Annotated in this window: 24 protein-coding genes; 7 read left to right on the top strand and 17 right to left on the bottom strand. The window is 50.3% G+C overall.

The window, feature by feature from the left end; genetic code table 11:
• The first annotated feature begins 302 nt into the window (after positions 1-302).
• The 3 genes from Q8O77_RS07055 (at position 303) to Q8O77_RS07045 (ending at position 2,960) form a co-directional block, all read left to right on the top strand.
• Positions 303-917 (top strand): TetR/AcrR family transcriptional regulator, encoded by a 615-nt coding sequence (locus tag Q8O77_RS07055; protein ID WP_305552146.1) that lies wholly within the window; start codon positions 303-305, stop codon positions 915-917.
• Positions 918-1,039: 122 nt separating this feature from the next.
• A complete protein-coding gene (locus Q8O77_RS07050) occupies positions 1,040-1,939 on the top strand; it encodes an AraC family transcriptional regulator (protein ID WP_305552145.1) in 900 nt (299 codons plus the stop codon).
• Between the two features lie 79 nt (positions 1,940-2,018).
• Positions 2,019-2,960: a DMT family transporter gene (locus Q8O77_RS07045; protein ID WP_305552144.1), complete on the top strand. Its 942-nt coding sequence runs from the start codon at positions 2,019-2,021 to the stop codon at positions 2,958-2,960.
• Between the two features lie 82 nt (positions 2,961-3,042).
• On the opposite strand, the gene Q8O77_RS07040 is transcribed toward Q8O77_RS07045, so the two are convergent.
• Entirely contained in the window at positions 3,043-3,687 is a 645-nt protein-coding gene (locus tag Q8O77_RS07040) for an NADPH-dependent F420 reductase (protein ID WP_305552143.1), read from the bottom strand.
• 107 nt (positions 3,688-3,794) lie between these two features.
• Here Q8O77_RS07040 and Q8O77_RS07035 point away from each other — a divergent pair, with 107 nt between their 5' ends.
• Entirely contained in the window at positions 3,795-4,682 is an 888-nt protein-coding gene (locus tag Q8O77_RS07035; protein ID WP_305552142.1) for a LysR family transcriptional regulator, read from the top strand.
• Positions 4,683-4,702: 20 nt separating this feature from the next.
• On the opposite strand, the gene Q8O77_RS07030 is transcribed toward Q8O77_RS07035, so the two are convergent.
• Positions 4,703-5,596, bottom strand: coding sequence for a LysR family transcriptional regulator (locus Q8O77_RS07030; RefSeq protein WP_305552141.1), 894 nt, complete (start codon positions 5,594-5,596; stop codon positions 4,703-4,705).
• A 120-nt stretch (positions 5,597-5,716) separates the two neighbouring features.
• Between Q8O77_RS07030 and Q8O77_RS07025 the strand changes: the two genes are divergently transcribed.
• Positions 5,717-6,604, top strand: coding sequence for an MBL fold metallo-hydrolase (locus Q8O77_RS07025; RefSeq protein ID WP_305552140.1), 888 nt, complete (start codon positions 5,717-5,719; stop codon positions 6,602-6,604).
• A 15-nt stretch (positions 6,605-6,619) separates the two neighbouring features.
• Here Q8O77_RS07025 and Q8O77_RS07020 read toward each other — a convergent pair whose 3' ends face one another.
• The 8 genes from Q8O77_RS07020 to Q8O77_RS06985 all read right to left on the bottom strand — a co-directional run bounded on the left by Q8O77_RS07020 (position 6,620) and on the right by Q8O77_RS06985 (position 12,923).
• Complete coding sequence (locus tag Q8O77_RS07020; protein ID WP_305552139.1) at positions 6,620-7,951, bottom strand: peptidoglycan DD-metalloendopeptidase family protein; 1,332 nt, start codon at positions 7,949-7,951, stop codon at positions 6,620-6,622.
• A gap of 75 nt (positions 7,952-8,026) precedes the next feature.
• Positions 8,027-9,412, bottom strand: a complete 1,386-nt coding sequence (locus Q8O77_RS07015; RefSeq protein ID WP_305552138.1) for a M23/M56 family metallopeptidase — start codon at positions 9,410-9,412, stop codon at positions 8,027-8,029.
• Between the two features lies 1 nt (position 9,413).
• Positions 9,414-9,812 carry a BlaI/MecI/CopY family transcriptional regulator gene (locus tag Q8O77_RS07010; protein WP_305552137.1) on the bottom strand — a complete coding sequence of 133 codons (399 nt, stop codon included), beginning with the start codon at positions 9,810-9,812 and terminating at the stop codon, positions 9,414-9,416.
• A gap of 116 nt (positions 9,813-9,928) precedes the next feature.
• Positions 9,929-10,243: a multidrug efflux SMR transporter gene (locus Q8O77_RS07005; protein ID WP_305552136.1), complete on the bottom strand. Its 315-nt coding sequence runs from the start codon at positions 10,241-10,243 to the stop codon at positions 9,929-9,931.
• A 161-nt stretch (positions 10,244-10,404) separates the two neighbouring features.
• Positions 10,405-11,235, bottom strand: a complete 831-nt coding sequence (locus Q8O77_RS07000) for a DNA ligase (protein WP_305552135.1) — start codon at positions 11,233-11,235, stop codon at positions 10,405-10,407.
• Positions 11,236-11,305: 70 nt separating this feature from the next.
• Positions 11,306-12,541, bottom strand: a complete 1,236-nt coding sequence (locus Q8O77_RS06995) for a serine hydrolase (protein WP_305552134.1) — start codon at positions 12,539-12,541, stop codon at positions 11,306-11,308.
• Positions 12,538-12,669 carry a hypothetical protein gene (locus Q8O77_RS06990; protein WP_305552133.1) on the bottom strand — a complete coding sequence of 44 codons (132 nt, stop codon included), beginning with the start codon at positions 12,667-12,669 and terminating at the stop codon, positions 12,538-12,540. Before Q8O77_RS06990 ends, Q8O77_RS06995 begins: the two co-directional genes overlap by 4 nt.
• Before the next feature lie 80 nt (positions 12,670-12,749).
• Positions 12,750-12,923 carry a hypothetical protein gene (locus Q8O77_RS06985; protein WP_305552132.1) on the bottom strand — a complete coding sequence of 58 codons (174 nt, stop codon included), beginning with the start codon at positions 12,921-12,923 and terminating at the stop codon, positions 12,750-12,752.
• 158 nt (positions 12,924-13,081) lie between these two features.
• On the opposite strand from Q8O77_RS06985, the gene Q8O77_RS06980 reads away from it, so the two are divergent.
• A complete protein-coding gene (locus Q8O77_RS06980) occupies positions 13,082-15,697 on the top strand; it encodes a hypothetical protein (RefSeq protein ID WP_305552131.1) in 2,616 nt (871 codons plus the stop codon).
• Between the two features lie 176 nt (positions 15,698-15,873).
• Here the strand turns inward: Q8O77_RS06980 and mtgA are convergent, their stop codons facing one another.
• The 4 genes from mtgA to Q8O77_RS06960 all read right to left on the bottom strand — a co-directional run bounded on the left by mtgA (position 15,874) and on the right by Q8O77_RS06960 (position 18,008).
• Positions 15,874-16,551, bottom strand: a complete 678-nt coding sequence (gene mtgA, locus Q8O77_RS06975) for a monofunctional biosynthetic peptidoglycan transglycosylase (RefSeq protein ID WP_305552130.1) — start codon at positions 16,549-16,551, stop codon at positions 15,874-15,876.
• Between the two features lie 94 nt (positions 16,552-16,645).
• On the bottom strand, positions 16,646-17,083 hold the full coding sequence (locus Q8O77_RS06970) for a hypothetical protein (protein WP_305552129.1): 438 nt from the start codon (positions 17,081-17,083) through the stop codon (positions 16,646-16,648).
• Positions 17,084-17,317: 234 nt separating this feature from the next.
• Positions 17,318-17,533: a helix-turn-helix transcriptional regulator gene (locus Q8O77_RS06965; protein WP_305552128.1), complete on the bottom strand. Its 216-nt coding sequence runs from the start codon at positions 17,531-17,533 to the stop codon at positions 17,318-17,320.
• A complete protein-coding gene (locus Q8O77_RS06960) occupies positions 17,526-18,008 on the bottom strand; it encodes a hypothetical protein (RefSeq protein WP_305552127.1) in 483 nt (160 codons plus the stop codon). Before Q8O77_RS06960 ends, Q8O77_RS06965 begins: the two co-directional genes overlap by 8 nt.
• A 417-nt stretch (positions 18,009-18,425) precedes the next feature.
• Between Q8O77_RS06960 and bla the strand changes: the two genes are divergently transcribed.
• Positions 18,426-19,337, top strand: a complete 912-nt coding sequence (gene bla, locus Q8O77_RS06955; protein ID WP_305552126.1) for a subclass B3 metallo-beta-lactamase — start codon at positions 18,426-18,428, stop codon at positions 19,335-19,337.
• A 54-nt stretch (positions 19,338-19,391) separates the two neighbouring features.
• Here the strand turns inward: bla and Q8O77_RS06950 are convergent, their stop codons facing one another.
• From Q8O77_RS06950 to Q8O77_RS06940, 3 genes are all read right to left on the bottom strand, one after another.
• Positions 19,392-20,189: a DUF5677 domain-containing protein gene (locus Q8O77_RS06950; protein WP_305552845.1), complete on the bottom strand. Its 798-nt coding sequence runs from the start codon at positions 20,187-20,189 to the stop codon at positions 19,392-19,394.
• Between the two features lie 369 nt (positions 20,190-20,558).
• Positions 20,559-21,122, bottom strand: a complete 564-nt coding sequence (locus Q8O77_RS06945; RefSeq protein ID WP_305552125.1) for a hypothetical protein — start codon at positions 21,120-21,122, stop codon at positions 20,559-20,561.
• 551 nt (positions 21,123-21,673) lie between these two features.
• Complete coding sequence (locus Q8O77_RS06940) at positions 21,674-22,009, bottom strand: hypothetical protein (RefSeq protein WP_305552124.1); 336 nt, start codon at positions 22,007-22,009, stop codon at positions 21,674-21,676.
• Between the last annotated feature and the right edge of the window lie 34 nt (positions 22,010-22,043).

The raw sequence follows: 22,043 nt of genomic DNA, 5'->3' as shown, positions 1-22,043 counted from the left end.
ATTGCAGTGCCGACGACTTCACTAAGCCGGACGATTTCACTAAGCTAGCAGAGGCTACTGTCAGGCTATGTCAGCATTGTACGGCGCCACCCTACCGGGTTTAATGCCGGATACCGGCGCATTCTTGCCTGAAACTCCGAAGCTGCGGTGTGACCACAGCTTTACTGAACCATCGCAAGCGCTTGGGGGTCTTAGCGGATGTCAGTGGCAAGATATCTGTACTCAACGGTAAATAACCCTTACTGGACAAGGGGTCTTTTGCTGTTTACTATATGAGCAAGTTTTAATGCAGGAGCTGAACAATGTCAGCAGTAAATTGTACTCCAAGTGTTGGCCGCCCCCGCGCTTTCGATATCGACACCGCGCTGGAAAAAGCGTTGGAAGTGTTTTGGCGCAAGGGCTATGACGGCACATCATTATCCGATCTCACTGAAGCCATGGGCATTAATAAACCCAGTTTGTATGCTGCCTTTGGTAACAAAGAGCAGTTGTTTTTAAAAGCCATTGAAATGTATGAGAGCCGGCCCTGCTCGTTCTTTTTGCCGGCGCTGGAAAAACCCACCGCCTATCAGGTAGCCGAGCATATGCTGCATGGCGCGGCAATGAACATGGCCGACACCAGCCACCCGCAAGGCTGCGTGGTAGTGCAAGGTGCGCTGTCGTGCAGTGAAGCCGCCGCCACGGTAAAAGAAGCACTGATAAACCGCCGCGTAGAAGGCGAACAAAAACTTTGTGCCCGGTTTGAGCGGGCAAAACAGGAAGGTGATTTGCCTGCCAGTGCCGATGCTGAAACCCTCGCCCGTTACCTGGGTACGGTATTGCAGGGCATGGCTGTTCAGGCCAATAACGGCGCAAGCTCTGAACAACTGCGCCAGGTGGCCGAAATGACGCTGCTGGCTTTCCCGCGCGCCGGTTAAGCCGGTGCTGCCTGCCTTAAACTCCACACTTATTGCCTGATCCTCTAAAGCAGTGCGGCAGTAATAGGCAAAGCCACAGCGGCTGCCTATACTGCGTTTATCCATTGTGCCGGGGGGCCATTATGACAGACGAACGCGAACTTCTGCGCCAGCAAATGCTGCAACCGCTGCTTGCTAAGCTAACCAGCACCGGTGTCAACGAAAGCTGTATACCCGGGCTAAAACTCTATCGTAGCAATGCACCAACATCTGCAACGCCCACCCTTTATGAGCCAACACTTTGCCTGCTACTACAGGGCAACAAGCAAATATTACTTGGCGAAGAAATGCTGCAGTACAATCCGCTGCAGTATCTGCTGGTACCGGTGATGCTGCCGGTTAGCGGTAAAATTATCAGGGCCAGCAGTAACGAGCCTTATCTGGGTGTCAGCATCAGTCTGGATTTACGTGAACTGACCGAGCTGGTAATTGATCTGGGCGATAAAGTACCACGCCAACCGGTGCCTGCCCGTGGCATCAGTATCGGCGACGCCGACCTTGATTTACTGTCGGTATTTCAGCGTATTTTTGCCTTGCTGGAACGGCCGCAGGATATCGCAGTATTGCATCCATTGTTAAAACGCGAGCTGCTGTACCGTTTGCTGTTAAGTCCTGCCGGCAGCCATTTACGCGAGTTTACGTTGCTTGACAGCCAAGCCAGCCGTATCGGCAAAGTCATTGATACGCTGCGTCAACGTTTTAACCAACCGCTACGCATCAAAGAACTGGCTGACGTAGCACATTTAAGTGAGTCAGCGCTGTTTCAGGCTTTTAAAGCGGTAACTTCTATGTCGCCGTTGCAGTTTCAAAAGCAACTGCGGCTCAATGAAGCACGGCGTATTATGTTGTACGAAGGTTTAGAGGCTGCCACCGCCAGCTATAAGGTAGGCTATGAAAGCCCGTCGCAGTTTAGCCGCGAATACAGCCGCTTATTTGGCGCGCCGCCGAAAGCCGATGTGGCGCGGTTTCGCCAGACGCTGTAAATTTTCTGTTCAGGCTACTGTTTTAACCGCGCACAAGGCTTTATGATCGGCGCCTCTGTTGCTGCCGGTTGCGCCCACTATGCCATCTACTATGCCATCCACCATGAAGAACTCTCTGCTGTATCTGGTTACCGTTTTAATCTGGGGCTCAACCTGGTTCGCCATTGAGTTTCAGCTGGGTGAAGTGGCTGTAGAAGTATCCTTACTGTACCGTTTTGCGCTATCGGCACTACTGATGTGGTTGTTTTGCTGGTGGCGCCGCCTGCCAATGCGCTTTAGCGCTAAAGATCATGGTTTTATTGCGTTGCTGGCACTGTTTAACTTTGCGCTGAACTACATTCTGATTTATCAGGCGCAGCAGTATTTAACCTCCGCCATGACCGCCATTGCCTTTACCACTATGCTGCTGATGAATATCGTTAATACCCGGCTGTTTTTCGGCAAACCGGTGGCCAAACGGATTTATTTTGGTGCCTTAATGGGCATAGCCGGCATAGTAGTGCTGTTTTACCCCGACCTGGACGGGCTGGATTTTACCAACGCCAGTTTAATCGGCTTAGTGCTGGTACTGGGTAGCGCCCTTAGCGCTTCGCTGGGCAATATGGCCAGCGTACGTAACTCCCGCGCCGGCTTACCTATTACCCAGGTGAATGCCTGGGGTATGCTGTATGGCGCCATCGGCCTGACGTTACTGGTACTGGTTAGCGGTACGCCGTTTACCTTCAGCAGCTCGCCGGCCTTTATTATCTCACTGCTTTATCTGGCCGTGTTTGGCTCGGTTATCGCCTTTGCTACCTACTTTGCCTTGTTAAAAGGCATGGGGCCGGAAAAAGCCAGCTACACCATAGTGCTGTTTCCGCTGGTAGCAGTAGTGCTAAGCACCCTGTTTGAAGACTTTGTCTGGAGCGGCTACACCTTTGCCGGCTTTGCGCTGGTGCTGCTGGGCAATGCGCTGGTGTTAACCCCCTTTGCTAAAATTAAAGCCTTGCTGTTCAGCCCGCGGCCCCAGCTGGCGCCGTAACCGCAAGCGGTATTTTCCGGCTATAGCTCTGAGCTTTGCCGCAGCCGGCATCAGCACTGATGCCGGCTGCACTTGGTCTGGCTTAAATTTTAATCAGGTTATGGGTTGCCAGAGCGCCAAAGGGTAATTCCATTAAGCGGCCACCGCTGTCGAGCGAGCCCAAATCCACCGCGAAGTAACCACAGGTTTCCAGCAGGCTGCGCACTTCAGCTTTAGCGGCGGCATCGTCACCGGCGTAAAACAAGGTACGTTTGCCACCCGCCACTTCAGGCTCAGACAACACTGTTACATCCAAATGGTTGAACGCTTTTACTACTCTGGCGCCAGGCACTAAGTCTTGCACTACCGCGCTTGACGATTTACCGCCTAAATCTATCGCCTTAATACCGTAAGCCGCTAATGGGTTGGTTGGGTCTTTGGCATCAGCTGAATCAGGGTCAAGAAACAGCACCGGGTTAGTACCGTCTATCACAATCCGGTTATGCCAATCCGGCAAACTACCCAGCAAAGATTCAATAGCAACCCAGGGCACGGCCACCACTACGATGTCAGCTTGCGCCGCCTGCTGCAGCGTACCCGCCGTGATAGTGGGCCCTAACTCTTTTACCAATGTAGCCAGGGATTCCGGCCCGGATCGGTTGGCAATAATGGCCGCTAAGCCTTGGTTAGCCAGTGCCCGTGCCACGTTAGAGCCCAGGGCTCCTGAACCTAAAATACCAATAGTCATTTTACTCTCCGCTTAGTGTGTCTCAGTTGATGAACAAAAGCATAACCGATAGAAAAACATCAAAATAGCCTATATGATTAGATGAAAACCATCTGGAATTTAGATACATGCTGGACGCCGTTACCCTGGATCAACTTCGTACCTTTGTTGCCGCCGCAGAGCAAGGCAGTTTTTCTGCCGCAGGGCGCAAAATAAAGCGGGCGCAGTCTGTGGTAAGCCATACCCTGGCTAACCTGGAACTGCAGTTAGGCGTGATATTGTTTGATCGCAGCAACCGCTACCCCAAACTTACCGGTGCCGGCGAATCGTTACTGCGGGATGCCAAAGCGGTAATTGACAGTATGGATCTGTTAAAAGCCAGGGCACATTCATTGGCCGAAGGCCTGGAGCCGGAGCTGTCGGTAGCAGTGGATGTAATGTTTCCGATGGCTACGCTGACAGCAGCCGTGGGTTATTGCAAAGCGCATTTTGAACATACGCCACTGCGGCTGTATGTCGAAGCGCTTGGCGGCGTTACGCAGCAGGTAATAGATGGCACCTGTCGGCTGGGCATTATCGGGTCTTTGCCGCTGGTTCCGGATGAGTTAACCGTAGAGCCGCTGAGCAATATTCAGTTTGTCACTGTGGTATCGCCCTGCCATGCGCTGGCGCAGCAGCCGGTTGATATCAGCGCAGATGAATTAAGCCGGCATGTGCAGTTAATTCTGACCGACCGTACTGCGCTGTCCAGCGGACGCAATTTTGGCGTGATGTCGCCGCTTACCTGGCGTCTGGCAGATCTTGGCGCTAAACATGCGTTTTTAAAAGCCGGCTTTGGCTGGGGGCATATGCCAAAGCATATGGTGGAAAAAGATCTTGCCGATGGCCTGCTGGTGTCATTAACGCTGCAGAATATGCCTGCAGCGGCAATGTATTTAACCACTAAGATTGTTTATCGCAAAGATGCGCCACCGGGCCCTGCCGGCAGAGCTTTTATTTCACAGCTAAAGATCTAAATGCTGATTAGTGAGCTTGCTCAGGTAGCTAAGTTTTCGAAGTAAGGCACCAGCCGGTCGATTAAGGTGCGCAGCGCCAGCGACTGATGTTTGCGGGAACGGTATACCGCATAAATGCCCAGTGCTACCGGCTCATAATTTGGTAATACCTGCAGCAGCTTTTTAGCATCAATAAGCGGCTGTACGGTATGCCGTGGCTGCAACGAAATACCCCGTCCTTTTAACACCGCTTGCAGTAATAACGACGATTCATTAGCGCTGTAATTGCCCGATACCGTAGCCAGCACCGGCTGACCGTCTTTGGTAAAATGCCATAAGCTTTTGCCAAAATTAGAGTACATTAAGCAGTTATGTTTAGCCAAATCATCAGGGTACACCGGGTAGCCATGGCGCCTTAAATAATCTTCTGTAGCACACAATACCGAGCGGCAGATACCCAACGGGCGGGCAATAATATTCGGATCTAATTCGTTAGTAATACGAATTGCCAAATCTATTCTGTCTTCCACTAAATGCGTTACCTGATTACTGACATGCATATCTATCCGCACTTTAGGATAGTCATCTAAAAAAGCATCAATGCTTTTTGGCAATAAATCAGCGGCAACAAATTGCGAACAGGCAATCCGGATAGTGCCCTCTGGCTGAGCTACCACATTCTCTGCTATCGGCGTTGCCACCTCTTTGGCAAAATCCAGCATCGAGCGGCAACTGATAAAGGCTTTCTCACCGGCTGCAGTTAGGGTTAACTTGCGCGTAGAGCGGTGCAATAACTGCATATTGGCCCAGGTTTCCATTTCCGCTAAGTAACGTGTCACCATAGAGCGCGACATATCCAGCGCCTGCGCCGCGCCCACTAAGCTGCCCTGCTCTACTATGCTGACAAAGACTTCCGCTGCTTTAATTCTGTCCACCTAAGCCTCTATATGTCCGATATATGCAACTAACTATTGCCAGATCTACGGTTTATTGCAAGTTATTTGCAACCTACACTTAGCGCCATCACGTAATGCCAACCCAACACCGCAGAGGTAATGATGAAATTTATAGCTAAAGTAGTTCAGGCCGGCGCCATGGCCGCCATGGTATCGGTGTCAAGCCATGCCGCCAGCGACAGCTTGCAAACCACAGTATTTAATCCACAAGACAAAAGTATCTTTCCGGTCAGTTCGGTGTTAATCAGCGGCAAAACTGAAGCCATCCTCGTCGATGCTCAGTTTCAACGCAACGATGCACAATCGGTAGTGGAGCTGATTAAACAATCCGGCAAAACGCTTACCAGCATATATATCAGCCATGGTGATCCGGACTATTACTTTGGTTTAGATGTGATCAGCGCTGCATTTCCCGCTGCCAAAGTGCTGGCCTCGGCTGAAACACAAAAATACATTAAAGCCACGATGGAGCCGAAAAAAGCCTATTGGGGGCCAATTCTAAAACACAATGCACCGCAGCAGTTGATAGTGCCAGAGGTATTGCAAGGCGATACCTTACTGGTTGACGGCGAGCAGGTTAAAATCGTTGGCCTGAATGGTCACGACCCTAAGCATAGTTTTGTTTGGCTACCATCGGGCAAAACGGTACTGGGTGGCGTGGTCATATTTGACAATATGCATGTATTTTTAGCCGACAGCCAAACAGCAGAGTCGCGGCAGAACTGGTATCAAACCTTAGATGTGATAGCAAAACTGCAGCCGGACACGGTGATCCCGGGACATATGCCGGGCGATAAGCCGTTAACCATGCAAGCAGTAGACTTTACCCGCCAATATATCCGCGACTTTGAAGCCGCTGCGGCCGCTTCAGCTGACTCGGCAGAGCTTATTGCCAAAATGAAAGCCTCTTATCCGGCGATCGGTGGCGACAGCATTTTAGCTTTAAGCGCCAAAGTGATCATGGGCGAAATGAAGTGGGGCCAATAGCCGGGCGCTGCATATTTAGTGCAGCTGCGCCAGCAAGGTTTCTTCATCCATTTGTTTGATCATAAAACTGACGCTCTCAAAAAAAGCCGCGCGGCTGTTATCCGGGATCGGCTCGGCCAGCGGAATGTCGGCCGTCATCGGGTTTACCGGCCGGTTGTTGATGTGCAACTCATAGTGTAGGTGCGCGCCGGTAACACGGCCGCTGGCGCCTGACAACGCGATACGCTGGCCACGCTCTACCCGCTGGCCTTTACGCACCAGACTGTTACTCAGGTGCAAATAGCGGGTTTTGTATTGGCCATGGTGCTGAATTTCAATGTAGCGCCCGGCAAACGGATGCTTTTCCACCCGGATCACCGTACCTTCAGCTGCAGCCAGTACCGCTGTGCCGGTAGGGGTAGCGAAGTCGGTGCCATTGTGTGGCTGCACCCTGCCGCTAACCGGGTGCAAGCGGCGCGGGTTAAAACGATCACTGATGCGAAACTTACGGGCTAATGGCAGCCGCATAAAAGCACGTTCTAAACTTTCGCCATTGGCATCATAATACTGGCCGTTGTCATGCAAAAATGCACTCAGCTGTTGCCGCTGGTTAAACAGCCGCACGCCGTCAATGCGGCTTTGGCCGGTGGCTTCAGCCCCGACATAATTGTCACTGCGCACTACCTGAAAACGGGCACCAGCCCGGATATCGCGGGAAAAATTAAGTCGATCCTGAAACAACTGATGCACCGTGGCAATTTCGGCATCGCTGAGGCCGGCCTGTTTTGCTGAAGCATAAAAGCTGCCATTGATAACGCCAGCTACGATGCTACTGTGCCACTCACCGGCATTCAGCAGCTCCTGATAACTAAACTCACCATCGTCATCACGTTGATACAGCACCCGGTTGCCGGCATGCACAAACAGCTCCATCGCTTGCAGCTGCTGCAGATCATCCAGTTGAAATGTCAGCCGATGGCCCGGGCGCAGCACATCCAGCGCCAATAACGATTGGTCGGCAGCCATCACCTGCTGCATTTGTTGCTGGCTAAAACCCTGGCTGGAAAAAATGCCGCTTAAGCTATCGCCCTGCCCGATGGCATAATGCCGTACCCGGTCATCTTGGGGTTGCACTTTCAGCCCTGCCACAAGTACGTGCTGCAATTGTTGTATCTGGTGCTTTACGTTCTCTGCCTGCTGCCACCCTTCTGTTATCAAAATGGGCAATACTACGGCAGAGGCCGGTGTGGTGTTATGTCGCGGGCCAGGCCACAACACAATAACGCCAGACAGCAGCAAAAGTAGTAACATCGCGCGGCGGTGCATCAGAGGAAGACTCGCAGCAATCTGCGGTACAGTTATGGCCATGGGGTAGTGTTCCATCCTGGTTTAATAATGGTTTAATCGACTTGTGTTGCTCACCGCAGAAAAAGGCCGCCTGCGCTATTCCAGTTGCAAGTAAACCGCCGGGTTTTGTTGCCGGCCATTTAGCAGTATTTCAAAATGCAGGTGCGGCCCGGTTACCCGGCCTGTGGTGCCCACGGTTCCGATTGGCTCGCCGGCTTGCACAGTCTGGCCGGCAATAATATGAAAATCATTCAGATGGGCATAAAGCGTTTGATAGCCATGGCCATGGTCAATTAACACCACTTTGCCATATCGCCTGTTCAGGCTGCTATCATCGGCAATTAACACTTTGCCCTTTTGGCTTGCGGTAATAGTTGCCCCCGTTGCAGCACCAAAATCCACGCCCTGATGCGGCCGGTTTTGCCGGAACGGATGTTTTTCCGCATAAAAAGACGTTACCGGCTGCTTGCCAACAGGCAACAGCCATTGTTGCGGTGGCTCGCTGTAGCTGAGCGCAGAGCTGCTCAGCTGCAGCGAAAACACGGCGCCGGCAAACACTATGCTGATACGCCATCTTTGCCCGCCAGACAGCCGCGGTGCCGGTTGAAATAACTGCAGCAAACGTTGCCGGTAAAAGTTCGTGTCGGCATTGTCGTGAATAAATCCTGCTGTTAACGCGGATAAATGTCCGGCCTGGCTCAGCTTTAAACTGCTCAGTAATGTCTGACCATAAAGGGCCGCCAGCTCCGGTTGTTTTGCTAACACCGCTTGATCAACCGCCAGTTCAATACTGCGGATAAACGCTTGCTCTATTTGCCGCAGCGCCGGGCTAAACCAAAAAAAGGCGACCAGAATGCGCATTATTAATAATTGCTGCGGATCGCGCCTGTGCAGGTGCACCAGTTCATGCGCTACCAAGAGTTGACGTTGCTGCGCAGACAGTTGCCAGATATAGGCTGGCAGCACCAATACCAGGCGGCTCCAGCCTGCAATAAAAGGCGAGATAGCCGCCTGAGTTTGGCGGATCTCAATATTTTGTGGTACCGCTGCCAACTGCGTCGGGCTTAACAAGGTTGCCGCGTTTAGTGGCTCGGTCAGCGTTATCAGCTGTTGTAACCGCTGCCATTGCTGCAGCACCCGCCACAACTGCCACAGGCTGATCAATAATACCAACCCCATTAGTATGCGCCAAAACAGCGCCCTAACCGCTGGCGGCCGGCTAAGGTTGGGGTGTGCCGGTTGTGCGGCCAGGGTTTGCATTGAATAGACGGTATCTTGTAGCAAAGCAGACGGAATAGTCCAGTGCTGGCCCAGCTGTGGTAGTGGCAGTAACGGCAAAAAACATAAGCCCAGCACACACCAGTAAAACATTGGCCATTGCTGTAAGCCCGGAATTTTCTTCAGTAATACCTTACAGGCCAGCCACAGTAGCCCGGCCCAGACACTGCAAAGTAGCAGCGATATCAGCAGTTGCTGCGCCATCTTAGTCGCCCTTGCCTTGCAGTAGCTTCGGCTCTGGCCCGGCTAACTGCTGCAGCAACTTTTCTAAATCGGCTATTTCACTGGCATTGATCAATTTGCTGTTGGCAAACATCGCCACCGGTACCGGGCCTTTTATTTCAAACACCCGGTTGGCAAAATCCTGCACATAAGCGGCCAGCGTCGGCATTTTGTCCAGCAAGGCGCGATAACGGTTTTTATTGCCCTGGCTGTCACAGACGATAAAACCTTTAGCGCCCATGCGTTCCAGGGTTTTGCGGGTAGAGGAATAGCCCCAGCCCAGCATAGGTGCCAGCTCGTCATGCAGCTCGCGCGCTGTCAGCGGTTGCTTTAACCAAAGTAACTTAAGAATTTCCAGTTCCGGCGCAGTAGGTTGTTGCATAAGGTTGCTGTAAGCTACAAATCAATACGCCTAGAGTGCGACATATGTCACAGCTAAGTCAAGCAAAAACTGCGACATATGTCGCAGTTTTGTTTTTCGGCTGGCTTTGTCGTCAGTTAAGCTGTTAGTTTCAGCCCCACTACTCCGGCCACAATAAGCCCGAAGCACAACAGCTGCGTGGCGCTGATGCTCTGGCCGAAAAAGTAATACTTAATAACGCTAATAGACAACACACCCACCGCCAGCCAAACTAAATAGGCATGGCTGGCCGGTATCTGTTTCAGTGATATACCAAACAGCACCAGGCTGCTGGTCATACACAGTACGGCGAAGATCACATACGGAATTTTGCTGAACGCAGCGGACTTCTCAATGCCAATCAGCCAACCGGCTTCCAGCACGCCGGCAATAATTAAAATAAACCAGTACACAGACACACCCCATCTTATCCAGGGGCCGTCCCCGATAGAGATAGAGCGGTGAGGTCGTCCTCACTTCAACAGAAGGGTAAAACCGGCGCAGTTTGGCAAAGTTTGTCGTCAAGTTCAAGTTTTGCACATCAGCAGCCGGGCCGGGTTAAGTTAACGTCGTTTTAAAACTCTTGCCGCACGCGCAAAAACCGCGCAAAACGCGGTAAGCCGTGTTTGGTCAGGCCGTTATAGCGGTAAGTCACCACAGCACCAATTTGTGGCGGTGTGCGGCGCAGCTCATCGGTTAAACCACTGCCAATGGCAAACTCTTTACCTTGCGGCGTTTTAACCACTAAAGCCCCCACCATACCCTGATATTTACCCTTACCCGGCCGGTAACCGACAACTTCGGCTTCAGTATCCTGATAGCTTTTTAGCTTCAGCAAATCAGCACTTCTGCCGGTTTTATATAACGCATCCTGATGGTGCAGCATTAACCCCTCAGCGCCGGCCTGTTCCAGCTCGCTAAGTTTGGCCTGCAGTGCAGCCTTATCCGCCAGACGAAACTGCGGCACCAGGGTTAAATAGCGGCTGTTGTGTTGCTGAACCAGGGCTTGCATAGCATTAACGCGAGCGGTAAAACTGCCCTCAGCTTGCGGCAGCTCGAAAATGTAATAGCGGATCTGCTGCCATTCGCTATCAACCGGCTGATGTTTAGTGACAATACTTAAGGTTTCAGCAAACTTATTACGGCCCAGCCACAACTCGCCATCCAGTTTTTGGCCGGGGAAATCCGCCACAAACCACGCTGGTGCCGCAATAACATTGCCACCGCGCGAGATCAGCTGTTTACCATCCCAGTAAGCGCGCACACCATCGAGCTTTTCGCTTACCCAATACTGCTGCACCGCGATAGTGCCGTTATACACTTCAGCCAGTAACAGTTCAGGTTTGCTGGCAGCCGCAAGCTGGCAGCAGGCCACCAGTAGCAACATTGTTAACGTTTTTATCATTTTTCAGCATCTTTTTGTTTAAAACAAAAAGTATAGTGAGTCGCCACATTACAGCAAGTGCAAAGCTAACCTACTGAAAATAATTGGAAAGTGCTTCAAGGAAACTATATTCATCCAGCCCGGCACGGTTAAGCGGTTTGGCTTGTGCGCTCCACATCGCTACTACCAGCTTTGCATCCGGATCGACAAACACGTACTGGCCAAAAATGCCCTCTGCCGCATAACTGTTGCCGTGCATCGGCCAGAGCATATAGCCGTAATCAACTGTCTTGCCGCCGATAACCTGTCGGCTGGCGGCGGCCTGCATCCAGCCTTGTGGCAATGCCCGCTGCGGCTTGCCGTCTACGGTAATCACGCCGTCATTCAGCCAAAACAAACCCAGCCGGCCATAATCCCGCAGAGTGGCTGACAAACCGCTGCCGCCGATTTCCAGACCATCGGGCGATTGCAGCCACCAGCTGGCGTCGGCTTCCATGCCCAGCTTCGACCAGATTTTCTCTGACAAATACTGCGCCACCGGCTTGCCGCTAGCCGCTTGCACCAAAGCGCCGGCCAGCTGGGTTTCGCCGGTACTGTAGTTCCACACTGTGCCGGGCTTAGCGGCGCGCGGCAGCGCTGCCATCAGATCCAGAATGGCGCTGGGCTTTTGGCTTAGTTGCGCTTCCAGCATGCGCCGCCGGTCTGATGTCGGGTCGGTATAGGTTTCATTCCAGGCCACGCCGGAACTCATTTGCAGCAGGTGTTTAACCGTTACGCCATCATAAGCTGTGCCGTTAAAACGCGGCAGATAGTTCACAATAGGGTCATCAATACTGCTGATATGGCCGTCGTGTATCGCAGCGCCAATTAAGGTCGCGGTGATCGATTTAACCACCGACATCGACATCCAGCGCGTATCCCGGTCATTCCCCAGCAGGTATTTCTCAAATAAAATTTCACCGTTTTGAATAATCAGCAGACCGCTGACACGGTTCATCGACAGCACGTCGTATAAATCATACGTCTTGCCATCAACCTGATAAGTGAACTCCAGCAATGGCTGCTTGCTCAGCGGCAAAGTACTTACTGTTTTGCCACGCGCTACCGTGCGGGTGGGGAACAGCCGGTCGATATTGCGAAAGGTATTCACCTGAATATCCGGGTACAGCTTGCCATCATAAACCTGGCGTACTGTGCCTATGCTCTCGCCGGCGTGGCGATAGCTTGCAGGTGCAGCACTCTCTGCCGCGCGACTGTCAGCACAGGCTGCGCTTACGCTTAACAACAGGCCGATTGCCACTGTGCTGATTAATGTATAGCTGCTCATATTGCCCGGCTCCTTTGTTCGACATGCTGCCGCTCACTGTCAACCGGCTGCTGTTTACTGACAATGCTTAGCGTAGCAGCAAACTGCTTATCGCCCAACCACAGCTCGCCATCAGATGCCTGCGTCATCTTCAGGGCTTGTCGGCATAAGCAAAACATCACTTGGGTTTAAACTCAACCAGGATTTGGTTAAAAGGAAAAAAGCGCGTTTATATTTCGTTAATCAGGCATTGCTCATATATAAAGCGCTCTGATATCGCCGGATAAAACACATTATCGTACGGCAAATAATGTTGTTTTTGGTCATATAGTTGGGTTAATTCTATCAGCTCCAACCAGACTTTCTGCCACAGCGTATCTTGCTTTAATTCAGGGTATTGCACGATAATTGTCCGGCTAAATCATGCTATAGAGACGCCGTTAATTCAGGTTCAGTTCAGATTATGGTTTAGCTTTTTCAGGCAAAATTAATCAGGCCGCTGATGTTCGCAAATCTGAGGATTTGTGCGCGCGCAGTGTGCGCGGAAAAAAGGATAATGATATGAAACACATCAGCGGCAGTATCATGGTAGCGTTGCTATCCATGACGATGACAGGCTGCATTTTTGAAAAGAGCAACCGAACGCCCCTTGAGTTCTCCAGTACTGCGCCTACTACTGCAGTAGTAGGGCAAGAGTACCGTTATAATATTACCGTAACCCCTGAAACAGCACGAGATTATGAAATTACTGTTGAGGGAGCACCAGATTGGTTAGAACTACAAACCGCAGCGGCACAACCTGTTAAAGTAGGTAACTTTGAAGGCGTCGTACCTTATATGGCAGCCGATGGTGAAGATATTTACTTCTATGCAATCACCTCCTCGTTTGGGCTGCCCAGCTTTTGGATTTATAAAACCCGTATTGATAGTAACGAAGAGCCTCAAATTGTCTTTAACCCCAGTGAAGGGTTCGAGGGTTTCGGTGGTCTGACGATTAACAACAGAGTGCTCTACATCGCGGAGAATAAAGGTCGGGACGCTAACGCAACCACGGTTTTCCACAAGCTTAATCTGGCTGACAGTAATCCACAGCCGGAAGTAATCAGAGAAGCTCCGGGACATGCACGATCTATCGCGGTGAAAGACGACACACTTTACTGGACCGATGGCAGCATTACCCGCAAGTACTTTTCATTCAACGATAAAACTAAGATTATAGAGCTTGTTGGTGAACGTAACTGGCAGACGCTGGGAACGGATGCTTACGGCTTTATCCACGTAGCCACAACTAATAACTTTAGTTATTTCCTGGTCGAACTTACGAATGCTATCCGTCCTTTGTATACAAGCAGCGAAGCCTCCTGCACTGCGGGTATGGCAGGTTATGCCAATCAAGGCACTTATTTTGCCAATACGAGCTGTTATTCCAACGGCGAGCAGAAACAAGGCAACCTGCGCTTTGTTGCTGTTGATGGTGAAAGCGATACAAGTTCATCTGGCACAGTAGTGTATCGTGAAGGTGAGATTATTGCTGGCCCTGCATCAGCCGTTACTGTTACCGGCTCTGGCCAGGTGGTATGGGCCAGCGAGGCAGATCGCACGCTAAAAACCTTTACTGTGCAACAAAATACCCTCGTAGGTTCCCCCACTGAAGCCGGCACTTATGATATTACCCTGACACTTCCGGGCGGCGCTACGCAAGAGTTTACCCTAACCGTCACTGCACCGCCGGTAAGCTATGACGTGACGGGCACTGTCTATGGTCTGCAAGGTTCACTGCAATTAAGTAATAACGGCACCGATATTCTGCGTATATCCACAGCAGCTGAAGATAGCAGCCCGTTTAGCTTTACTACGCAGCTGCAACAAGGCGAAGCCTTTGATGTGGCGGTACTGGCTAACCCGACCGGCCAAACCTGTAGTGTACGCGATGAGTCAGCCGCAACAGGCACCATGGGTACTGCCGATGTTGAACTGATAGTTGACTGCGAATTTAATACCTACAACATCAGCGGCACTGTAGAAGGCTTAAATGGTGAATTGGAACTGCTGTTAAGCAGTGAACAGGGCGACGAGGAGCTGCTGGTTAATGAAGATGGCGCCTTTAGCTTTACCGGTGAGTTTATCCAGGGAGACGAGTACAGCCTGACGATTCAAACCCAGCCAGTTGGCCAGGTGTGCGAGCTAAATGTGAGCTTTACCGATGAAAATGGTGAGGCAACTAACCCGGTAGTAAGCGGCCCGGTCGACTTGCCAATTAGCTGTACCACTAATGAAACTCCGCGCTCACTGTCAGTGACGGTAACGGGCCTTACCGATGGCGCCACTGTTGAAATGCGTGCTTTTGGCCCGGAAGATGGCCGCTGGGAGTTAGAAGATAAAACCTTCACTACCGGCACTGCCGCCTTTAGCAATACCCTGCTGGATAGTGAACCTTTTGCTATCGGCATTCAGGCACAACCTGAAGGTTACTTCTGTACCATCACTGATGAAGCGCCTCTGTTCGATATAGTTGATGGCTTAGGTATCGTCGATGGCAACGTGAGCGTTAGCGTAACCTGCGAAGCGGAAGTGGTTGTTCCTCCGCGCACACTGTCAGTAACAGTGACCGGCTTACCTGGCGGCAGCAGCGTTGCCATGCAAGCTACCGGCCCGCTGGATGGTCGCTGGCTCACCGAAAGCAAAGCTTTTGCTACCGGCACTGCGGCATTTGACAATACCATGCTGGATGGCGAAACCTTTGATATCCGCAAAATTCTTGACCCGGATGGCTTTACCTGCAGCATCACCGGCGAGTCACCATTAGATGGCGCTGTTGATGGCCTGGGTATTGTTAATGGCAACGTGACCATTACGGTAAACTGTACCGCTGACGTGGTTGCCACGCCGCGCACCTTATCGGTGACGGTAATTGGTTTACCGCTGGACGGCACCACCGTTGCGATGCGTGCTTTTGGCCCGGAAGATGGCCGCTGGCTGCAGGAAAACCAAGCCTTTGCCACCGGCACCGGCTCGTTCACCAACACCATGTTAGATGGCGAAATCTTTGATATCCGTATCATTGCCCAGCCCGGCGGCTTCACCTGCAGCATTACGGATGAAGCTCCATTGGATGGTCCAGTTGATGGCTTCGGTACAGTAGATGGCGACGTTACCATTACCGTCGATTGCATATAAGGGCATGACGCTAAACATCCTGGCCATGATGTTGCCTCCGCGGTAATACAAGCGGCAGGATTAAGTAGAAAAACGGCGACCTTGGGTCGCCGTTTTTTATGCTGTTTTTCTCAGGCACTACTAACCGTTGCAAGATTAATCAGCTATGCCCGCCGTTTACTGTACCTGATACCGCGTTAGTGAAGCACCGGCTGTAAATAGCCGGCACCAAGTTGTTGCATTTGCTGCTCCACCCAGGCAACCCGCTGGCGCAGGTAAGGCGTTAACTTGCGGGCATCACGCGTGCGCGGGCCTGGCAGCAGCACGGCCAGTCGCGCCGCTTCGTTTCGGCTTAGCCTGCTGGCCGGTTTGCCAAAGTAATGCCGGCTGGCCGCTTCTACACCGTAAATGCCTTTGCCAAACTCAGCGATATTTAAATACACCTCTAAAATACGTTTTTTACCCCAAATCGCTTCCAGGCTCATAGCCAACCCAGCCTCCAGGCCTTTGCGCATCAGGCTGCGGCCCGGCCACAGCAGCAGGTTTTTCGCCGTTTGCTGGCTAATGGTACTGGCGCCACGCAGGCCATCGCCATCATCGGCCTGATCCAGCGCATCACTTATCGCCGTAAAATCAACACCAAAATGCTCAGGAAAACGCTGATCTTCTGAGGCCACCATCGCCAGCGCCACGTGCGCCGGCAACGTATCAATGCTTACCCACTGTTGTGTAACCGGATAAGGGCTTTGCAGCATAAAGGCCGATGTTGGCGGCGGTACAAAGCGCAGCACCAGCAGCAATAGCGGTAATAACACAGCAAGTAGCAGCACAAAACGCCAGGCCCAACCGAAAAAACCGCGCTCACGTTGTGTCATTTAGCCTCTCTTGTCAGATTAAGCGGTTGTCGCCTGTAACACGGGCAAGAGTATAGGATATAACACGGCAATAACACCCGCCTGTTGTTGCCGGTTAAAAACAGCCGGCAGACACCCGGCTAATTTCGCTGTCGGGTAGATTAAAAAACAGCACATGGCCTGCCGCGGCTTCGGCCACGGCGAAAAAGGTGATAAATGGCGAATCCGTGCGTTCCGGGATCTGCTCTGTCAGCTGATAAAAGCGCATCTCACGGTTATCTTTGCTTATAACCCTGAGCTTTTTTACCTGCATAAACTCCGTATTTATGTATTCCTCGCCGCGTGGGTTATAAGGCTGCTGCATAAACTCTATCTGCTGATAGCCACTGGCATCGGCAAAATACAGGTTACCTACTTCATCAGTCTGCATGCTGTAACTATCACCCACCTGCCACTGGCAACCGATAAAATCTACCGCGTTATGCTTAAGCAGTGGCGCAGCAGGCAGCGGCTGTGACAACAACACAAACAAGATTAAAACCAGATACCGCATAGCACTCCTACTCTTAAACTTGTCCGCTTATTACTAATTGGTTTTGCTACTCAAGGTTGAGAAAGCTGGCAGCGCCAAAGCATCAGGTTACACAAAAAGCAATTTCACTGGCCCTATTGATTCCGGTTGCAGTAACGCGCTTACCAGATCTGATACACGCTATCTGGCGGAGTAAAACGCGGCGTTTTGGCGTACACATGTCATTATTGATGTCAGACACGGAATAGCCGGCTGTTATTCGTCAGCCGGCAGCAAGGCAAATATTGCTTCCACGGGTACGGCAAAAAACTGCGCCAGCTTTAACGCTATCACCACTGAAGGTGTAAAACGGCCGGTTTCCACGGTACTAATGGTTTTACGGGACACTCCTATTGCATCGGCCAGCTCTTGCTGCGATAACTTGCGCTTGCTGCGCAGCTTAGCAATATGATTATCCAATACCTCATTCATAATCTGCCCTCAACCCCAGCAACACCGGCACCGCATAGGCCCACATGCCGATACAGGTCAGCGCCGCAGCATATTGCTTTAACGGCACAGCACTAAACCAGGTAGAAAAGTCATCAATGCCGGCAAATACCCAGGTGGCAACCAGCACAAAGAACAAGGTACAAAAACTGTACTTGTAACCTTTGTGGTTTAAAAAAGCACTAAACTCATCGTTAAAATCGCCATACCAGAACGCCCTTTTAGTAGAGCCACCACTGTATCGGCTAACTTTAGATAGCGTAAACACCAGTAGCAGTATCGCCACCGCATAGAGCAACGCCACCAGCGATATAACCCAGCCAGCAACACTAAGTGATTTTAGCAACGCGTATAAAAATTCACCGGAAATTACCAAACCGAAAATCAAACAAAAAACCGCATTGTGTTTTAAGTACGACAGCTCGCTTTCTGCGGCTGTTAATTTTGTTGTTGTCATGGATAGACTCCTCAAGTACACATCAATGATACCCTGGCGCCTCACTTGAAACCCAGAGCTACCATATGATACCTCAGGGTATCAATTAATCAAGCGATTAGTTTAAAAAAAATCGATTGGTTTGTAATAAAATATAACAACCACTGCCTCATGAGCGCTGGCTGGTATAAAAGCGGTCTGTGTCTCAGTGACAGCGGCGGCGATAAGCTGTTCCCAATCGATGTGCCAGTGACATTGATATTTCCGCTGGTAACGTTCTCTATGCCAAATCAATAACACTGCTCCTGTTGATTCAATTTCTGCCTTCACGAACCTGCACGTGGTTGTAAAGCGGATTAAAGCCCGCTAATGTTTGGCGCATTAAATTTGCCACGGCGGCGTATCTTCGATGCACCGCCACATAGTAAGGCGCCGGTTATGCCCCTGGTTAAACGTTTTCACTATTTTTCATTTGTCAGCATATTAAGCTTTACTGCCGTGCTGGCCGGTTGCAGCACAGCAACGGTAACGCCGCCCGCCCCACCGGCAAGTGACTGGGTTAACAGCTGTACCGACTGGGATAAGTGGGACAAAGCCGGGCCGCCGTATCAAATTTATGGCAACACTTACTATGTCGGTACCTGTGGCATCAGCGCTATCCTGATCACCGGTGAGAGCGGCCATATTCTGATCGATGGCGCCACCGCAGCCGGTGCAGAGGTCATCGCCGCCAATATCCGTACGCTTGGCTTTTCACTGCGTGATGTCAAATTGCTGCTGCAAAGCCATGAGCACTTCGACCATGTTGCCGGTTTAGCGCAGCTGCAGCAACTTAGCGGCGCCAGGCTGTTGGCATCGCCTGTCGCAGCGCCGGTGTTAAGCAGTGGTGTGGTAGATGCTGCCGATCCGCAAGCCGGTATGCACGAGCCATTCCCGGCCGTTAGGGTAGATGGCCTGGTTACAGCAGGCCAACCGGTTACCTTAGGCAAGCTAAGCCTGCTGCCGGTGGCAACGCCCGGGCATACTCCCGGCGCCTTAAGCTGGCAGTGGACCAGTTGTGAAGCGCATCAGTGTCAGGTGCTGGTGTATGCCGACAGCTTATCGCCGGTTAGCAGCGACAGTTACCGTTTTAGCCAGCATCTTAGTTACTTAAAAGCATACCGCGCCGGGCTTGATAAACTGGCGGCGCTGGAGTGCCAAATACTGCTTACGCCCCACCCGTCGGCCAGTGATATGCGCACGCGGCTGCAAAGCAGCACGGGTTTAACCGATGCTAACGGCTGTGTGATGTATTCACAGGCAGTAAAGCAGCGGCTGCAACAGCGTTTAACAGAAGAAACAGCGCAGTAAGGTAGTAGCTAACTCGTAGCTATTACCTATTAATAGCTACGACTCCATATTCTCCTATTCTCCTGCTCTCGCGCCAGATTTAAGCTGTTCCATTAGTTTATTCAACTGCAGAACGATAGGAAGCAAACTAGCATTGGATTGCGCAGCAATCATGGTAGAAAATACTTTGGTGAACCCAGCAATCCTGCAGGCACTACGATAATCGTCACTAATTATTATTTGTTCTTGGTCATTTGCAGTTAAGCACCTAACATAATTAGCGGCATTAATTCCACCATGTACAAATGAAGATAGTTCAGAATAAAGCGGAACTAAACCAGCAAGAAATGAGGACATATTCGCGGCTTGGTCGATATCAAACGTTGATACGAGATCAACGATGTTCTTGTACGCCCACTTTTCAGAGATTTTGCTAATTCTCCTGTTAGATAAATCCCCTGCATGCGGAAACTTGGCTCTAAGAGCACTATTCAAATTTACTTCAGCAACACCGAGCATTTTATTCTTAAAATTGTTGGCTTTTATGCTATCCATCTCTTCTTTCAAAGTACAAAATTCAGAAAACTCTCTAGCTGTAGCATCTGAACTGTTTTGAATATAGGAGAGAAAAAGATAATTGAAGCGCAAAAAGTGCTCTACCAGAACCCTTAACAGTGATTTAGAAACGTAAACATTGTGTGATTCATATGCATCAGCGATGCCGTTTTTAATTGCTTCACAAGAAGCAACCAACCCATACAAATGTATTAACGTATGTTGGCACTTAGAAGTCTTCATCGACTCGGCCAGCTGAATATCTACGCTCGCAAACAGCTCACTAATTTCAAAATCTAGTTGCTGCGTTTCTAACATATTGGACAATTTCCACTTCCTTAATTCTTAGAGCCAGATAAAGATTAAATCTGATACCTCATCGGAATTTAATTTTTATCTGCCCCCGTTTATTACTCTGCTTATCACCTTGATAGCAACTGCAGTTACAGTCGTATTGATACCGTTCTACCTTAATATAACTGGAGGAGTATGAAAACCGTTCTCAATAACGGCTGGGAAGTGTCTAGTTTAGTGGTGGCGATTCAATCTTGCTTGCTTAACATAACTCGCTGAAAAAGGTGACGGAGCTAATAATCGCCATTTTTTGCCAACCACCGAAATATAGTGAATTAGCCCGATATACCTCTAATTGTCTCCGCCCCCTTTTCGGACATTGATTGCCAATTGTTATTTCAAGTTTAGTAGCGTTGAAAGGGGTTGTGGCAACCAATCAGCCAGTACGGATACATCGCCTAACATACCCCAGCCAATCAGTGCAGCGCCACTCAGAGCAATGCTTTTCCGATACTTAAAAATCCCAAGTCTTTGCAACGCATAAATTGGTCTTTCGATAAGTGGCCAGACCAATCGATGCGTCAGAAGAACAATGCAAAGTGTGATGTAAAACGCAGCAGGTATCGCCGTAATGGTATTTGCAAATGCCAGATCTGCCCAGCCAAATACCCAAAACTCACTAGAAACCCAAGTGTGCCGCCATTCATATGGAACGAAAATTAGGAGTGCTGGTGCCATTACGAAGAGCAATACAAATAAAGCGTTTACCGCTAGAGCACCTAGTTGCCTCACAGTTGATTCTGTCTCTGATGTGATCGCCAGTAAAGTGCGCGTAACAATTATTGAGGACATACCGCAAAGCGTCGCAAACAACAATACAAGTGCTAACCGCAAACCACCAGTAATTGTATACGGCACCAAAGGCAAGACAAAAGATGGAACTAATATACCTATCATTATCAACCACCAACTGTCTCTACGAAATGTTAAACGCCTCCAATACAATGTTCCCAAAGTTATACATAGAGCTATCGTAAAAAGCGCTCGCCCTCGAAACTCTATATCAGCTGGTCCAAAATTTAGAGTAAGTTTGTTCCAAGTTAGCGATACCAGATTTACATTTAGGTATAGATAGACGGCGTGACTAGCCGCAGCACTATACATTGCAGAAACCCAGACTAATTGAGTTGATATTGCTTTCGACCCAAGAACGGAATTGAACAGCTGCAACATCGATCCCGCTGACTGGGAAACGAAAACATTGTGTCGTTTGGGATTCTTCGATGAATCAGCTATGCGTATCCACCATTCCTCGAGCTTATTTTGCATTGATGCCTCTTCGTCTTCGTAGAGAAAAACTCCTACGTAAATGAGAGAAAGCCCGATGACTAGCAGAAATATGGTCATAGCAATAACAGTCTTTTATGCCTAACGATTAAGCTAAGGGGCCGGCTTTAGCCGATCCCAGCGAACGAAGTGAGCGATTTAAGCGCATTGTTAGATGTCGCTTAAGTTTTAATCCAAATGTCACCTTCTTTTGAGTTTTCCGGCTCTGAGCTGCTGACATGAATTCTAGGCATGGCGCTGAGTTCTTCTTTCACCTTAATAATGTCTTCACCATAAGACTCCAGCTTAGACATTAGGGCTGATTTCTCTCCTTCGAGATCAGTGATTTTTTGCTTTAAATACTCACTTCTCTCTTTGGCTGCGGCAGCTTCTCCGCCAAGTATAGATTTTGTTATAATCACGGTCGCAAAAACTGCAATGACTATAGTGACTGCGTAAATAAATGGAGCGTTAGCAATATTGTTCCACTCGCGCTGAATCCAGTTTATGTATTCCATGGAGATATCTCTTGAGGCATCTAACAGCTTACTC

It is taken from the genome of Rheinheimera sp. (assembly GCF_030690345.1).
Lineage (GTDB): Bacteria > Pseudomonadota > Gammaproteobacteria > Enterobacterales > Alteromonadaceae > Alishewanella.
The sequence above is the reverse complement of the archived record's forward strand: the minus strand, read 5'-3'. Positions and strand labels throughout refer to the sequence as shown.